Raw genomic sequence first — 14,794 nt, 5'->3', positions numbered from 1 at the left:
GCCTTCATCTTGTCGCTGGGCCTGGCGGGCGGCCTGCAGGCGTTGGCGGTGATGGCCTGGACCCGTTGGCGCGCCGCGGGCGCCCTGGCGGGCGGCGCGGCCGCGGCCGAGCCTGCTGCGCCCGCCCGCATGCCCTACGCCGTCTCGATCGCCGCGGCCGGCCTGTTCTGGCTGTGGTGGGAGGCGGTTGGGAAGGTCGCCGCCGGCTAGGCCGCGGGCTTCGCAATCGAGCCGCCGTATGCGATCCGGACGGCTGCGGCGTTCAGCGGCCGCACCGCGCCGAGGGGCTCATGGTCAATTCCGTCTACGCCGGCCTGCCCACCACCATCTTCGAGGTGATGTCCGGCCTCGCGCGCGACACCGGCGCGATCAACCTGGGCCAGGGCTTCCCCGACACGCCCGGACCCGAGGCGCTGCGGCGCAAGGCGGCCGAGCTGGTGGTCGACGGCTGGAACCAGTACCCGCCCATGCGCGGCGTGCCGGAGCTGCGCCAGGCGGCCGCCGGCCACTACCGCCGCTTCCAGGGTCTGGATCTGGACTGGGAAACCGAGGTGACGGTCACCTCCGGTGCCACCGAGGCCCTGGCGGCGAGCTTCCTGGCCCTGATCGAGCCCGGCGACGAGGTGGTGCTGTTCCAGCCGCTCTACGACGCCTACGCGCCGCTGATCCGCCGGGCCGGGGGCGTGGCGCGGCTGGTGCGCCTGACCCCGCCCGACTGGCGCATCGGGCGCGAGGCGCTGGCCGCCGCCTTCACGCCGCGCACGCGGCTGGTGGTGTTCAACAACCCGCTCAATCCGGCCGGCGTGGTGTTCCCGCACGAGGACCTGGCCCTGCTGGCCGAGTTCTGCGTCGTCCACGACGCGATCGCCATCTGCGACGAGGTCTGGGAGCAGGTGGTGTTCGACGGCCGCCGCCACGTGCCGCTGATGGCGCTCCCGGGCATGCGCGAGCGGACGGTGAAGATCGGCTCGGCCGGCAAGATGTTCGCCCTGACCGGCTGGAAGGTCGGCTTTGTCTGCGCCGCGCCCGAACTGACCGCCGCCGTCGCCAAGGCGCACCAGTTCCTGACCTTCACGACGCCGCCCAACCTGCAGGCCGCCGTGGCGTGGGGGCTTGGGAACTGCGACGACTGGTTCGAGGCGATGCCGCGGGACCTGCAGCGCTCGCGCGACCGGCTGGCCGCCGGGCTGCGGTCGGAGGGCTTCGCCGTGCTGGACAGCGGCGGCACCTATTTCCTGAACATCGACCTGGCCGCTTCGGGCGTCGACGCCGACGACCGGACCTTCTGCCTGCGGGCGGTGAAGGAGGCCGGGGTGGCCGCCATTCCCGTGTCGACCTTCTACGAGACCGACCCGGTGACCAGCGTCGTGCGCCTGTGCTTCGCCAAGGTCGACGCCACCCTGGACGCGGGGGTCGAGCGGCTGGCCCGCGCGCGAAAGTTGTTCTGAACTGCGACGCTTCGCCGCGAAGCTGAGCCGAAACGCATTCGGCGTCCGACGCGTTTTGCCCAGCCGGGGCGGAACTGATTGGAGCGTTTTATGCGTGTCTTGACCCTGTCGATCGCCGCCGCCTGCGCCGCGGCCCTGACCGTTCCGGCCTCGGCCCAGCCGATGCCGCCGGCCGCCAAAGCCCCGCCGCCGCCGGCCGAGGCGCCCGCGGCCACCACCGCCCCGACCCCCGCGACAGCCGACAGCGTGAAGGCCGGCGCCTCGGTGAAGGACTCCGCCGGCGTCGATCTCGGCACGGTCGACAAGGCCATGCTGGACGAGGCCGGCGCGCTGAAGGGCGTGGCCATCCGCACCCGCGACGGCGACGTCTACGCCCTGCCGGCCGCGGGTTTCACCGTCCAGGGCCCGTTCGTGGTCGCCGGCTGGACCAAGGAGCAGATCGACCAGGCCCGCAAGGCCCAGGCCCCCGCGGCGCCGGGCGAAGCCTGAACCGGCGCGTTCCGGGACGGCCTCAGCGCCGTCCCGTCGCCTCGTCGCGATCAAGGCGGTCCTCGTCGCTTACCCCTGTCCGATCGCCGCCCGGGCGAGCTGAATTCCCGCCCGGCACGAGCCTTGCCGCGTGAAAGGCGAGCCGTCCCGAAACGGAACGGTCCCCGAGACGAGGAGACAGGGGGAAAAGGCATGGCGACCGACATCGATCTTCACCTGGGCAAACGCCTGCGCCGCCGCCGCCGCTTGCTGGGTCTGACCCAGCAGCAACTGGCGCTGGCCGTGGGCATCCGCTTCCAGCAGATTCAGAAGTACGAGTGCGGCGCGAACCGCATTTCGGCGGCGCGGCTGTGGCAACTGGCCGAAGCGCTTGAAACGCCGGTGAGCTACTTCTACGACGGCTTGGCCGAGGCCGCCTCGCGTGAGAGCGCCAACGACGAGAAGTCGGGCGGCGAAGTGTACTCGCGCAAGGAGACCCTGGATCTGATCCAGGCCTACTACCAGCTGGGCGAGCGTCCGCGCCGCCGGCTGCTGGACCTGGCCAAGTCGCTGAACGCCGGAGACGGCACCGCCGCCTGACCATCCTGAACGCGCGCTGGACCGGCGCCCAAACGCAAATCTCGCCGGTCCATGCGCTCGCTCGAACGTGGCCCTGAGCGCCCCGCTCCTCACGGAAGCGACGGTTCGCCTCAGGCCGCAGATGGTCTAAGTCGGCGGGATGACCGACCTCGCCCGATTTGAAGCCTTCGCCGTCGAACTCGCGCGCGCCGCGGGCGCCGTGGCCCTTCCCCTGTTCCGGACCGATTGCGGCCACGAGAACAAGGCGGCGGGGAGCGGCTACGATCCGGTGACCGAGGCGGGTCGGGGTTCGGAGGCGGCGATCCGCAAGCTGATCGCCGAGCGCTTTCCCGAGCACGGGGTGATCGGCGAGGAATACGGGGAGGATCGCCCGGACGCCGAATTCGTCTGGGTGCTGGACCCGATCGACGGCACGCGCGCCTTCGTGGCCGGCCTGCCGCTGTGGACCACCCTGATCGCGCTGCGGCGCGAAGGACGCCCGGTGGTCGGCGTCATTTCCCAACCGGTTCTGGACGAGGTGTTCGTCGGCACGGCCTCAGGCTCGCGCCTGATCGCGCGCGGGGCCGAATGCGCGCTGAAGGTCAGGTCCTGTCCCAAGCTGACCGACGCGGTGATCGCCACCACCGACCCGGACATGTTCGACGGCGCCGAGCTGGGCGCCTGGACCCAGGTGCGCGCGGCCGCGCGGCTGGCGCGGCTGGGCTGCGACGCCTACGCCTACGCCATGCTGGCGCTGGGGCGCATCGACCTGGTCATCGAGGCCGGCCTGAAGGCGTGGGACATCGAGGCCCTGGTCCCCGTGGTCGAGGGCGCGGGCGGCTCGGTCACCAACTGGCGGGGCCAGGCGGTGGACGGCACGGGCCAGATCGTCGCCGCCGGCGATCCGGCGGCGCTCGAAGAGGCGCTGGTCGCGCTCAAGCGCTCGGCGAAATGACCGCCGGGGCGGGGGTTTCCTGGAAGCCTTCGGCCTCCGGCGTCGGGTAAACCGTCTCGGCCTGAGGGGCGTACTCCTCGCGCGGCGCCAGCTGTTCGGCCAGGTCGTCGAACTCGCGGAAGAACGGCCAGCGACGCTCGTCGACCTCCATCAGCACTTCGTGCTTGGCGGCCGTGACCTCGACGTACTTGCCGCGCGGCAGGCGCTTGGCGACCCAGCGGGCGGCCGTCTTCCAGACGCGCGCGTCGTCGCCGCCCTGGACGATGGTCACCGGGGTCTTCACCCGCTTCAGCACCTTGGGCTTCATCACCCGCTCGCCGGCGTCGACCGCGAAGGCCAGCCAGCCCCAGGTGATGCCGCCGACCGCCAGGTGCGGGCAGGCGTACAGCTGCTCGCGCCAGCGCTCGTAGCGGGCGCGGTCGCTGGTCAGGCCGTCCTTCTCGAAGGTGTGCTCGAACGGGTCGTCGTAGTCGTCCAGCACGTATTCCCCGGCCTTGCCGTGGCGCACGTTCCAGCGCGCCGCGAAGCGCACCGACCACATCGACCGCTTGCCGGTCTTCAGCCGTAGCATGGGGCTGGACAGCAGGGCCGAGGCGAAGCGGGTCTCGCCGGCCATCAGGCTGAGCAGGTTCAGGCAGCCGCCCATCGAGTGGCCGACCATGATCCACGGCTGCGGCATGCGGCTCTCGAAGGTGTCGAGCAGCCGCGAATAATCGTCCAGGTACTCTTCGACGGCGCGGGCGTGGCCCTTCAGCCGGTCGGGCAGCAGGCGGGCCGACAGGCCCTGGCCGCGCCAGTCATGGGCGAGGACGGCGAAGTCGCGGTCCAGGAAGTCGCCGATGACCTCGTAGTACTTCTCGATCGGCTCGGTGCGGCCGGGGCTCAGCACCACGGTGCCGCGCGGCGTGCCCTGGGGCAGCCAGAAGGCGGCGCGCAGGCGAAGCCCGCCGGCGCCCCGACACCATTCGCCGATCCCCCCGGCGGGCGCGGATGCCCCCGGGATCGACATCAGGGGCGCATTGGCGGCGAAGGCGGCGACGCGGTTCACGCGGGCTTCCTGAATTTGAGCGTCATGCGGTCGCTTTCGCCGATCGCGTCGTACTTCGACCGGTCGAAGGCGGGGTTGGCGGGTTGTCCCCGCGGCGCGGTCAGGCGCTGCGGCGGCAAGGTCCAGACGCCGAAGGGGTGATCCTTCGTGTCCTTGGGATTGGCGTTGACTTCGCTGGAGGCCACGAAGGCGAAACCCGCCTCGGCCGCAAGCTGTTTCACGTAGGGCTCCTGAACGTAGCCGCTGGTCGCGGCCGGATCCTGGGTGCCTCCGATGTCGGCGCGATGCTGCTCGATTCCAAGGACGCCGCCCGGCTTCAGCGCGGCGAAGGCGTCGGCGAAGGCCTTTTCGGCGATGCCGGCGGCCATCCAGTTGTGCAGGTTGCGCATGAACATGACCAGGTCGGCCGTTCCGGCCGGCACGACCGGCCCGCTGGTCGGGCCGAACTCGGTCATCTTCACGTCGCCGTAGAGCTTCTTGTCGGAGCCGAACCGCTTGCGGAAGCGGTCGACGATCTCGACCTGGGCCGGCTCGGCCCCCGCGCCGACCTGGAAGTTGGCGGCGTAGAGCGTGCCCTTGGTGCGGGCCAGGTAGGGGGCGAGGATCTCGGTCCACCAGCCGGCGCCCGGCCAGAACTCGACCACGGTCTGGCCCGGGGCGAGGCCGAAGAATTCGAGGGTCTCCTTGGGGTGACGCCAGGCGTCGCGCGCCCGGTCGCTGGGCGAGCGCCAGGCGCCCGCCACCGCCCATTCAAGCGAGCCCTCGGGCGGACCCGCCGGCGTTTGCTTGGCCGGGGCCTTCTTCTCGGGTTCGCGGCGGCAACCGGCCAGAACCAAGGCCGAAACTCCCGCGATCACCCCTCGACGAGACGCCCAGGGCGACAACTCAGACATCACAACCCCCGTACGACGCGACGGTCCCCCGAGCCGGCGCCTCGACCCCTATGCGTGTAAACCGCTCCGCCGCCTCGGTCAAAGCCGCGAACCTCACGCAGGCTTGCGGAATCGCAGCGTCATGCGGTCGCTCTCGCCGATCGCGTCGAAGTGCGCGCGCTCGGCGTCGGTGAGGGTGCGGCCGTCCTCGGTGGTCTGGCGCACAGGCGGCAGGGTCCAGACCCCGAACGGGTGGTCGCGGGTGTCCTTGGGGTTGGCGTTCAGGTCGCTGCGCGCCTCCAGCACGAAGCCGGCCTTCTTCGCCGCCTCGATCACGTAGCTCTCCGGCACGTAGCCGTTGCCGGCTTTCGGATCAGAGCCTTCCGGCGCGCGGTGCTGCTCGACGGCCAGCACGCCGCCCGGCTTCAGCGCCTTGAAGAAGGCGTCCATGAACTGGTCGGTCGACCCCTGCTGGGCCCAGTTGTGGAAGGCGCGCGCGACCAGGACCATGTCGGCCGAGCCCGGCTGGACGCCCACACCGGAGGTCGAGCCGAAGTTCACCGCCTTGACCCCGAACTTCGCCTCGAAGTCGGCCCGCGCCTTGCGGCCGGCGTCGGTCATGTTGGGGCTGGCCAGGTCGTTGTAGGCGCCGAGATAAGTCCCGCCCGTCGCCTTGGCGTAGGGGGCCAGGATCTCGGTCCACCAGGCTTCGCCGCCCGGCTGGATCTCGATCACCGTCATGCCGGGGGTCAGGCCCCAGAAGGTCAGGCTCTCGTAGGGATGACGGAAGGCGTCGCGGGCCTTGTGCGCGTCGGAGCGGGCCGGAGCCGCGACGGCGGACGCGAGCGCGGCGTCTTCCTCGAAGCGCGGCGCGGCCGCCCGGGCCGCGACGGCGGTGGACGGCGCCGCCATGGCGGGCGCTGCGAAGGCGGCGGCGATTACGACGGCGAGAAGCGCGGCGGAGCGGACCATCGGAGTTCCTCCAGAGCCTGTTCCGTTCAGATGGAACCATCTGAACGGATAAGACAGGCTCTCATCCAAAAGCTTGAGCGCGTTCGATCGCAAAACCGGATCCACTTTTGCGGAACGCGCTCGAGCGGGCGAGACGACAGCCTAGGCGTGTACGGGGGGCTGGCAAGCGGTTTCGCGTGAAGCTTCGGCGACGCCCCTTGCGGCCTCCGCCGCGCTTCCTAACTGAGAGTACGAAGGCGCCGAACTTAGGGCCTTCAGACCGCACGGGGCCGACATCGGGCCGCGCGGTTTCAACCCAAGCGCCCCGGGCAAGCCGCGGGGCGTCCGCAACCTTGCTGATGCAGGAGGATGCCGTGATGCGTTCCTATGATTTCGCTCCCCTCTACCGTTCCGTGGTCGGCTTCGACCGCCTCGCCAGCTTGCTGGAACAGGCGGCCAAGACCGAAAGCCCGACCAACTGGCCGCCCTACAACATCGAAACGATCGGCGAGAACGCCTACCGGATCGAACTGGCGGTGGCCGGCTTCAAGCCCGAGGAGCTGAACGTCGAGGTCAAGGAGCACCTGCTGACCGTCCAGGGGCGCAAGGGCGCCAACGACGACGCCGAGCGACGCTACCTCCACCGCGGCCTGGCCGAGCGCGACTTCGAGCGCCGCTTCCAGCTGGCCGACTACGTGGTGGTCACCGACGCCCAGCTGCAGGACGGCCTGCTGTCGATCTCGCTGAAGCGCGAGCTGCCGGAAGCCCTGAAGCCGCGCCGGGTCGAGATCTCCACCCAGGCCCCGACCGGCCTGATCGAAGGCGAGGCCGCCGCGGCCTGACGCCTTCACCTCTCTCTTTCTTCCCTCCGAAAAACTTCGGGCGGCGCGGACCTCGCGCCGCCCTTTTTCGTGTTCGCGGGAGGGGGTCAGTCCAGCTCGTTGAGGTCGCGCACGCCGTGGCGGACGGCGCCGGTCAGATCGGCGCCGCGCAGCTGGGCGCCGGTGAACTTGCCGCGGCTGAGGTCCGTGCCGGCCATCTGGGCGCGGCGCAGGTCGGCGCCGGAGAAGTCCGCGCCCTTCAGGTTCGCGCCGGTCAGGTCGGCCGGCAGCAGCCGGTCCTGGGAGATCAGCAGCGGCCCCAGGTGCGCGTCGCGCAGGTCCGATCCAGACAGCTTGGCGCGCGCCAGCCGGGCTCCGCGCAGGTCGGCGCGGCGCAGGTTGCAGCCGCGCAGGTCGGCGTCTTCCAGGTGCGCGCCCTGCAGCTGCACGCCTTCCATGTCCAGGCCGTAGAACACCGCGCCCTTGGCCGACAGCGCTGTCAGGTTCAGGCCGCGCACCGACTTCAGCGCGCGCAGGTCGGCGTTGTTGAACATCGACGGCTTGCCCTCGCGCCCGCCGGTCTCGCACCACTGGGCGTGGGCGCGCAGCATCTCGTCGTAGGGCAGGGCGTCCACCGGCTGGCCGACCGGCTTGTCGGTCAGCACGCCGGTCATATCGGCCCCGTCCGCCCGCCATTGCAGCGTCTTGGCCCCGACCAGCACGGCGTCGGTAAGGTCGGCCCCGGAAAAGTCGGCCCCCGACAGGTCGGCGCCGGCCAGGTCGACGCCCTTCAGGGTCGCCTGCTTGAGGTTGGCGCGCACCAGTTTGCAGTCTTTCATGACCGCGTCGCTGAAGTCGGCCTTGATGGCGATCACGCCCGACAGCTTGGAGCGTTCCAGGTTGGCCCCGACCAGGCTCGCGCCTTGCGCCTCGGCGGCGCGGTTGGTCGGCTCCAGAATGCGCAGGCCCAGCTGCTTGTCGGCCGCCGCGATGGTGCCCTCGCGCAGGTCGGCCTCGAACAGGTCGGCGGCGGTCAGGTCGGCGCCACGCAGGCAGGCCCCGCGCAGGTCGGCCCGGCGCAGGCTGGCCCCGGCCAACTTGGCGCCCTGCATGTCGGCGCCGAACAGGTTGGCCTGGTCGAGCTTGGCCCCGGTCAGGTCGGTGTCGACCATGATGGTGGCGGTGAAGTCGGCGTCGGACAGGTTGCGGCCGGCCAGCTTCAGGCCGGAGATGTCGGTCCACGAGAACACGGCGCGCGCACCGCCCAGCCGGGCGGTCCACAGGCGGTCGTGCTTGGCGCAGATCTCGTCCGCCTCGGACTGGGTCAGCCGACGGTGGCGGACGGTTGTGTCCTTCGAGGACATGAGAACTTCCGGTGGCCGATCCGACGTTATCGACGGGGCGTGGTTAACACCACCTAACCGCAGGCCGCCCCCCGTTCAGAATTCGGAAAGCCCCGAGAAAGCCCCCGGGCATGGCGCGCCGTCGGGGGACGGCGCGCCCGCCGGCGAACAGGGAGGGGGAAAGATCCGCCGGCGCTCCGCCGGCCGTCGTGGCCGACAAAGGCGTGTGCGGCGCGCGTTCGATCGCGCGTCGTTTGCTGGGTTTCAAATAGATGGGTGGCCCGTTCCGACTAGGCGGGCGGCCGGCACATGACCTGTGCCGGAATGGAAGAGCGTCGGGTCTAGGCGAGCACGCCCTGGGCCCGCAGGCGGGCGGCGAGCTCGCCCGCACGGCGGACCCACAGCTGGTTCCAGCCTTCGGCGCCCAGGCGCTGCAGGGCTGTCTCCAGGTCCTCGCCCGGGTGCGGCTCGAACGGGCCGTCGAAGCCGTCGCCGTCGTCGCTTTCGGCCACCAACGGCCGCCCGGTGGTCATGCGGTGCACGAAGCCTTGGCTCAGCGCCGCCGCTTCGTCGGCGAGCAGGCCGGTCTCGAACGGCACGCCGGCCGCGGTCAGGCGCTCGATCCCCTGGCCGGAGGCGAAGGGGGAGGGGTCTTCGCAGGCGATCACCACCCGCGCCGCGCCGGACAGGGCCAGCCGTTCGGCGCAGGACGGCGCGCCGGAGCTGCGCGCGCCGCAGGGTTCCAGGGTGACGAAGGCGGTCGCGCCGCGGGCGGCGTCGCCCGCGGCGGCCAGGACCTGTTCTTCGGCATGCGGACGACCGCCTTCGCCGGTGGCGGCCTCCGCCAGCACCACGCCGTCCTTCACCAGCACGCAGCCGACCACCGGATTGGGCCGGGTCTTGCCGAGGTTCACGCGGGCGACCGCGATCGCCCGGCGCATGAAGACGGCGTCGTCGTTCAACGCGCGTCCTTGATGAAGTGCGGGATCGCCTCGGCGCGGCTCTCGTCGAGATAGCGGGCCGAGAGCGGGTCGAGGTGGTCGTCCAGCACGATGGCCAGCGGGTTGCCGGTCGGGATCTCGACGTTGACGATGTCATCTTCGCTGACGCCGAACACGTGCTTGACGATGGCGCGCAGCGAGTTGCCGTGGGCGGCGACCAGGATGGTCTCGCCTTCGGCCAGGCGTGGGGCGATCTCGTCGGTCCAGAACGGCAGCACGCGGTCCAGCGTGGTCTTCAGGCTCTCGGTCGAGGGCACCTTGGCGTGGTGGTAGCGGCGGTCGGCCGCGAAATCCCATTCGCCGCCCGGGGCCAGGTCCGGCGGCGGCACGTCGTAGGAGCGGCGCCACACCTTGACCTGGTCGTCGCCGAACTTCTCGGCGGTCTCGGCCTTGTTCAAGCCGGTCAGGCCGCCGTAGTGGCGCTCGTTCAGCCGCCAGTCCTTCACCACCGGGACCCAGCCCTGGCCGGCGGCGTGCAGGGCGATCTCGCCGGTGCGGATCGCGCGGGTCAGGACCGAGGTGTACTCGCGGTCGAAGTGGATGCCGGCGTCCTTCAGCAGCTCGCCGCCGCGGCGCGCCTGGGCCTCGCCCTCGGGCGTCAGGTTCACGTCCACCCAGCCGGTGAAGCGGTTGTCCAGGTTCCACTGGCTCTGGCCGTGGCGGAGAAGGACGAGAAGCGGCATGGCGGGACCTCGCGTTGGGACCAGGCGGGGCTAGCCTCCGGAGCGCGCCGGGGTCAAGTCTCGTCCGACGGCGGTTTGTCGAGGGCGCGCGCAAAGGCTATACGGCCGACATGTCCGATCGGCTGTTCTATCCCCTCGCCGCGCTCACCGCGGTCCTCATGGTCGCCATTGGCCTCGTCTGGCCCCAGGGCTTCGGGGCGCGCTCGCCCGCGCCCTTCGGCCACCCGGTCGAGGTCCCCGACTACGTGATCGCCGAGCGTCGCAAGGCGGCCGAGGACGCCGCCAAGGCGGCCCAACCCGCCGTCGCGCCCGCGCCCGCCGCCCAGCCCGCCCCGGAGACCAAGTGATGAGCGCCTTCGACGCCGCCGGGGTCGGCCGCCGGGTTCTGCAGATCGAGGCCGACGCGCTGCGCCGCATGGGCGAGGAGCTGGACGGCGCCTTCGCCAAGGCCGTGGAGACCCTGCACGGCATCACCGGCCGGGTGGTCTGCACGGGCGTGGGCAAGTCCGGCCACGTGGGGCGCAAGGTCGCCGCGACCATGGCCTCGACCGGCACCCCGGCCATCTTCGTGCACGCGACCGAGGCCAGCCACGGCGACCTCGGCATGATCGGCACCGACGACGCCGTCCTGGCCCTGTCCAAGTCGGGCGAGACCAAGGAACTGGCCGACGTCGTCGCCTACGCCAAGCGCTTCGGCATCCCGCTGATCGGCATGACGGCCAAGGAAGACTCCGCGCTCGGCCGCGCCGCCGACGTGCTGCTGCTGCTGCCGCCGGAGCCGGAAGCGACCGACGGCGTCGACGCGCCGACCACCTCCACCACCTTGCAGATCGCGCTGGGCGACGCCCTGGCCGTGGCCCTGCTGGAGCGGCGCGGCTTCACCGCGCTGGATTTCCGGGTGTTCCACCCGGGCGGCAAGCTGGGCGCGGTGCTGCGCACGGTCGGCGACCTGATGCACCCCGCCGCCGAGCTGCCGCTGGCGCGGATGGCGACCGCCATGCACGAGACCCTGCTGATCATGACCGAGAAGCGGTTCGGCTGCGTCGGCGTGCTCAACGCCGAAGGGCGGCTGGCCGGGATCGTCACCGACGGCGACCTGCGCCGCCACATGGAAGGCCTGATGACCCACACGGCCGGCGAGGTGATGACGCCCGCGCCGCTGGCTGTCGAGCGGGGCATGCTGGCCGGCGAGGCGCTGAAGCTGATGAACGACAACCGCATCACCGTGCTGTTCGTCGTCGAGGACGGCCGGCCGGTGGGAATCCTGCACGTGCACGACGTGCTGCGCGCGGGCGTGATCTGACGCTTACGGCGTCGTGCTGCCGAGCTTCAGGGGCTTGAATTCCACTTCGGCGGTCGAGCCGGTGATCTCGAGCCGCGCCGGCGCGCCGTCGAGCCGGGCCTGGTGACGCTCGAAGCCGTTCATGTCCTTGGTCGCCTGGCTGTGGATCACGGCCGTGACGACGCCGTCCGGCGTCCAGTCGAGATCCAGGGCGAAGGTCTCGCTCGGCTCGGGCGGGAGCATGAACATCTCCTGCGCGGTTTGCTTGTCGCCCTGCCAGGTGGTCAGGGTGACGATCATCACCTTTCCTTTCAGGACGCTCGCGCCCAGGACCACCCGACCCTTGTCGTTCTCGAGGGCCACGGCGAAGTGCGGGGCATAGGTCTTGTCCTTGCCCAGGCGGGCGAAGGTCACGTTCGTGCGCAGCGCGTTCAGCCCGGTCAGGTCGTCGGCCTGCCACAGGGAGAAGTTGCCGTCCGGCGTGTCGAGGTCGACAACGTAGCTGGCGTTCGGGGCGGCCTTGAACTCTCCGGCCGACGCGGCGTTTCCGAACAGCAGCGCCGCAAGGAGACAGACCGCTCCAGTCGTGCGCTTTGTTTCCAGAATCATCAATTCCCCCCTTGCCCGTTCGTCACCAATCCTCGTTATACGGGCCGACCGCAACCGTAGGACGTTCCATGCTGCCCACGCCGCGCGCCGACCTGAAGCCCAACACCTTCGAATACGAGACCATTCCGTTGGTGAAGCCGACGGGCTTCCGCGAGTACGACGCGCGCTGGGTGCTGGAGAAGGAGATCAACCTCCTCGGCATCCAGGCCCTGGGTCTGGGCCTGGGCACCTACGTCCAGGAAATCGGGGTGAAGCCCCGCATCGTGGTCGGCCACGACTTCCGCAGCTATTCGCTGAGCGTGAAGCAGGCCCTGATCGTGGGCCTGCTGCAGGCCGGCTGCGAGGTGCTGGACATCGGCCTGTCGGTCTCGCCGATGGCCTATTTCGCCCAGTTCGCGCTGGACGCGCCGTGCGTGGCCATGGTCACCGCCAGCCACAACGAGAACGGCTGGACCGGGGTGAAGATGGGGGCCCAGGCGCCGCTGACCTTCGGCCCGGACGAGATGGGCCGGCTCAAGCAGATCGTGCTGGGCGCCGAGGGCGTGGCGCGTCCGGGCGGTCGTCTGGAGCAGGTCGAGAACTTCGCCGCGCGCTACCTCGACGAGGTTTCGCAGGCGCGCGTGTCGCGGCCGCTGAAGGTGGTCGCCGCCTGCGGCAACGGCACGGCCGGCGCCTTCGCGCCCGAGGCCCTGCGCCGGATGGGCGTCGAGGTGATCGAGATGGACTGCACCCTCGACAACACCTTCCCCAAGTACAATCCGAACCCCGAAGACCACGCCATGCTCAAGGAGATGGCCAAGGCGGTGAAGGAGCACGGGGCCGACGTGGCGCTGGGCTTCGACGGGGACGGCGACCGCTGCGGCGTGGTCGACGACGAGGGCGAGGAGATCTTCGCCGACAAGATCGGCCTGATGCTGGCGCGCGACCTGTCGGCCCTGCACCCGAACGCCACCTTCGTGGTCGACGTGAAGTCGACCGGCCTCTACGCCACCGATCCGGTGCTGCACGCCAACGGGGCCAAGACCGTCTACTGGAAGACCGGCCACAGCTACATCAAGCGCAAGACCGCCGAGCTGGGCGCCCTGGCCGGGTTCGAGAAGTCGGGCCACTTCTTCTTCAACCCGCCGATCGGGCGCGGCTATGACGACGGCGTGGTCGCCGCCGCCGCCGTCCTGCAGATGCTGGACCGCAACCCGGGCAAGAAGCTGTCGGACCTGAAGAAGGCCCTCCCGGTCGCGTGGACCTCGCTGACCATGTCGCCCCACTGCGACGACGAGCGGAAGTACGGCGTGGTCGAGGACGTGGTGCGCGAGTACCAGGACTTCGCCGCCGCCGGCGGCACCATCCTGGGCCGCAAGATCCAGGAGGTGATCACCGTCAACGGCGTGCGCGTGGCGCTGGAGGACGGCTCCTGGGTGCTGGTGCGCGCCTCCTCCAACAAGCCGGAGCTGGTGGTGGTGGTCGAGAGCGCCAAGTCCGAGGACGACATGCGCGCCCTGTTCCGCGACGAGGTGAAGCCCCGCCTGGCCCGCCGCGCCGAGGTCGGCGCGTACAATCAGGAGATCTAGGGGCGAACCCTCTCCCCGCTTGCGGGGAGAGGGCAGGGTGAGGGGACCTGTCCGCCGCACGACGGCCGACGTCGAGTCTCCCCACCCTCACCCTGCCCTCTCCCGCCCGGGCGGGAGAGGGTTCTTGCTGCGAAACGAAAAACGCCCCCGGGTTTCCCCGGGGGCGTTTTCGCATCGGGACCTCGCCGCGCTCACTTGGGCGCGAGGATCATGATCATTTGCCGGCCTTCCATGCGCGGCTCGTACTCGACCTTGGCGACTTCCTCGAAGTCGGCCTTGACCTTCTGGAGCAGCTTCATGCCCAGCTCGGGGTGAGCCATTTCACGGCCGCGGAAGCGCAGGGTGACCTTCACCTTGTCGCCTTCCTCGAAGAACCGGGTCATCGCCTTCGCCTTCACATCGTAGTCGTGCGTGTCGATGTTCGGGCGAAGCTTGATTTCCTTGATCTCGACGACCTTCTGCCGCTTGCGCGCCTCGGCTTTTTTCTTCTGCTCCTGGAAGCGGAATTTGCCGTAGTCGAGGATCTTGCAGACCGGCGGATCGGCGGTCGGCACGATCTCCACCAGGTCCAGGCCCGCCTCTTCAGCAGCTTCGATCGCGGAAGCCGTGGGCATGACCCCCTGCTTCTCGCCGTGCTGGTCGATGAGCAGGACCTTGGGGGCGCGGATGTCTTGGTTCATGCGCGGTCCCTCACGGGTGGGGGGCGCTTGCATAGGACGGCGAATAGGCGTGGCTCCAGCCTGTTGATCCGAAGTGTGCGGCCCGGCGCGGGGCACGCGGCGTCGCGCGGTGACCCGCGGACAACGGATGTATATGACCAACGCCGTTATTGGGATCAAGCGTCGGCGCTCAAAGAAAAGCAGAGCGTAACTTTCCGGCGCCAGTCGAGCGCAGCCTTAACGGAACCTTTCGACAGGAAGACCCGCGGTATCGATTTTCAGGCGACCGCGCGGGCCCGCCCGGCGACCAGGCGGCGATACACCGCCAGCGTCGCGTCACACATGGCGTCGACCGAATACAGCGCCCGCGCCCGCGCACGGCCCTGCTCGCCCATTTCGGCCCGGCGGGCCGGCCCGGCGTCCAGCGCTTCGGCCAGCGCCGCGGCCCAGGCGCCCGGCTCGCGCGGGGTCACCAGCCATCCGGTGACGCCCGGCACGACGGTCTCG

At 70.5% G+C, this 14,794-nt stretch carries 17 protein-coding genes and 1 pseudogene; 9 read left to right on the top strand and 9 right to left on the bottom strand.

Annotated features, from left to right (window positions below; translation table 11 throughout):
* From G3573_RS13325 to hisN, 5 genes are all read left to right on the top strand, one after another.
* Positions 1–210 (top strand): hypothetical protein (locus G3573_RS13325; protein WP_205598242.1); only part of this gene is annotated, 210 nt, incomplete at its 5' end.
* 80 nt (positions 211–290) lie between these two features.
* Complete coding sequence (locus G3573_RS13320; protein ID WP_163261679.1) at positions 291–1,448, top strand: aminotransferase; 1,158 nt, start codon at positions 291–293, stop codon at positions 1,446–1,448.
* Positions 1,449–1,538: 90 nt separating this feature from the next.
* Positions 1,539–1,937 (top strand): hypothetical protein, encoded by a 399-nt coding sequence (locus G3573_RS13315; RefSeq protein ID WP_163261676.1) that lies wholly within the window; start codon positions 1,539–1,541, stop codon positions 1,935–1,937.
* 192 nt (positions 1,938–2,129) lie between these two features.
* Positions 2,130–2,516 carry a helix-turn-helix transcriptional regulator gene (locus G3573_RS13310; RefSeq protein ID WP_163261674.1) on the top strand — a complete coding sequence of 129 codons (387 nt, stop codon included), beginning with the start codon at positions 2,130–2,132 and terminating at the stop codon, positions 2,514–2,516.
* Positions 2,517–2,655: 139 nt separating this feature from the next.
* Positions 2,656–3,450, top strand: a complete 795-nt coding sequence (gene hisN / locus G3573_RS13305; protein ID WP_163261672.1) for a histidinol-phosphatase — start codon at positions 2,656–2,658, stop codon at positions 3,448–3,450.
* Here hisN and G3573_RS13300 read toward each other — a convergent pair.
* The 3 genes from G3573_RS13300 to G3573_RS13290 form a co-directional block, all read right to left on the bottom strand.
* Positions 3,431–4,498: an alpha/beta hydrolase gene (locus tag G3573_RS13300; protein ID WP_163261670.1), complete on the bottom strand. Its 1,068-nt coding sequence runs from the start codon at positions 4,496–4,498 to the stop codon at positions 3,431–3,433. The two genes, hisN and G3573_RS13300, sit on opposite strands and share 20 nt — an antisense overlap.
* Positions 4,495–5,391: a class I SAM-dependent methyltransferase gene (locus G3573_RS13295; protein WP_163261668.1), complete on the bottom strand. Its 897-nt coding sequence runs from the start codon at positions 5,389–5,391 to the stop codon at positions 4,495–4,497. Before G3573_RS13295 ends, G3573_RS13300 begins: the two co-directional genes overlap by 4 nt.
* Before the next feature lie 93 nt (positions 5,392–5,484).
* Entirely contained in the window at positions 5,485–6,282 is a 798-nt protein-coding gene (locus tag G3573_RS13290; protein WP_240454689.1) for a methyltransferase, read from the bottom strand.
* A 416-nt stretch (positions 6,283–6,698) separates the two neighbouring features.
* Between G3573_RS13290 and G3573_RS13285 the strand changes: the two genes are divergently transcribed.
* Positions 6,699–7,163 (top strand): Hsp20 family protein, encoded by a 465-nt coding sequence (locus G3573_RS13285; protein ID WP_163261664.1) that lies wholly within the window; start codon positions 6,699–6,701, stop codon positions 7,161–7,163.
* 86 nt (positions 7,164–7,249) lie between these two features.
* Here G3573_RS13285 and G3573_RS13280 read toward each other — a convergent pair whose 3' ends face one another.
* The 3 genes from G3573_RS13280 to gpmA all read right to left on the bottom strand — a co-directional run bounded on the left by G3573_RS13280 (position 7,250) and on the right by gpmA (position 10,169).
* Positions 7,250–8,506 (bottom strand): pentapeptide repeat-containing protein, encoded by a 1,257-nt coding sequence (locus G3573_RS13280; protein WP_163261662.1) that lies wholly within the window; start codon positions 8,504–8,506, stop codon positions 7,250–7,252.
* 320 nt (positions 8,507–8,826) lie between these two features.
* Entirely contained in the window at positions 8,827–9,447 is a 621-nt protein-coding gene (locus G3573_RS13275; protein WP_240454687.1) for a bifunctional diaminohydroxyphosphoribosylaminopyrimidine deaminase/5-amino-6-(5-phosphoribosylamino)uracil reductase RibD, read from the bottom strand.
* Entirely contained in the window at positions 9,444–10,169 is a 726-nt protein-coding gene (gpmA, locus tag G3573_RS13270) for a 2,3-diphosphoglycerate-dependent phosphoglycerate mutase (protein WP_163261660.1), read from the bottom strand. Before gpmA ends, G3573_RS13275 begins: the two co-directional genes overlap by 4 nt.
* Before the next feature lie 110 nt (positions 10,170–10,279).
* Between gpmA and G3573_RS13265 the strand changes: the two genes are divergently transcribed.
* Positions 10,280–10,516, top strand: a complete 237-nt coding sequence (locus G3573_RS13265; protein ID WP_163261658.1) for a hypothetical protein — start codon at positions 10,280–10,282, stop codon at positions 10,514–10,516.
* Positions 10,516–11,472: a KpsF/GutQ family sugar-phosphate isomerase gene (locus G3573_RS13260; RefSeq protein ID WP_163261656.1), complete on the top strand. Its 957-nt coding sequence runs from the start codon at positions 10,516–10,518 to the stop codon at positions 11,470–11,472. The genes G3573_RS13265 and G3573_RS13260 overlap by 1 nt, the downstream gene beginning before the upstream one ends.
* A gap of 3 nt (positions 11,473–11,475) precedes the next feature.
* Here the strand turns inward: G3573_RS13260 and G3573_RS13255 are convergent, their stop codons facing one another.
* Positions 11,476–12,060, bottom strand: coding sequence for a hypothetical protein (locus G3573_RS13255; protein ID WP_163261654.1), 585 nt, complete (start codon positions 12,058–12,060; stop codon positions 11,476–11,478).
* A 68-nt stretch (positions 12,061–12,128) separates the two neighbouring features.
* Here G3573_RS13255 and G3573_RS13250 point away from each other — a divergent pair, with 68 nt between their 5' ends.
* Positions 12,129–13,628, top strand: a complete 1,500-nt coding sequence (locus G3573_RS13250; protein ID WP_163261652.1) for a phosphomannomutase/phosphoglucomutase — start codon at positions 12,129–12,131, stop codon at positions 13,626–13,628.
* Between the two features lie 191 nt (positions 13,629–13,819).
* On the opposite strand, the gene infC is transcribed toward G3573_RS13250, so the two are convergent.
* Together infC and G3573_RS13240 are read right to left on the bottom strand one after the other, a co-directional pair.
* Positions 13,820–14,341, bottom strand: a complete 522-nt coding sequence (infC, locus tag G3573_RS13245; protein ID WP_163261651.1) for a translation initiation factor IF-3 — start codon at positions 14,339–14,341, stop codon at positions 13,820–13,822.
* A gap of 224 nt (positions 14,342–14,565) precedes the next feature.
* Positions 14,566–14,794 (bottom strand): annotated as a pseudogene (locus G3573_RS13240) (glycosyltransferase); the annotation flags it as partial.

This window comes from Caulobacter sp. 17J65-9 (genome assembly GCF_010975005.1).
Lineage (GTDB): Bacteria > Pseudomonadota > Alphaproteobacteria > Caulobacterales > Caulobacteraceae > 17J80-11.
The sequence above is the reverse complement of the archived record's forward strand: the minus strand, read 5'-3'. Positions and strand labels throughout refer to the sequence as shown.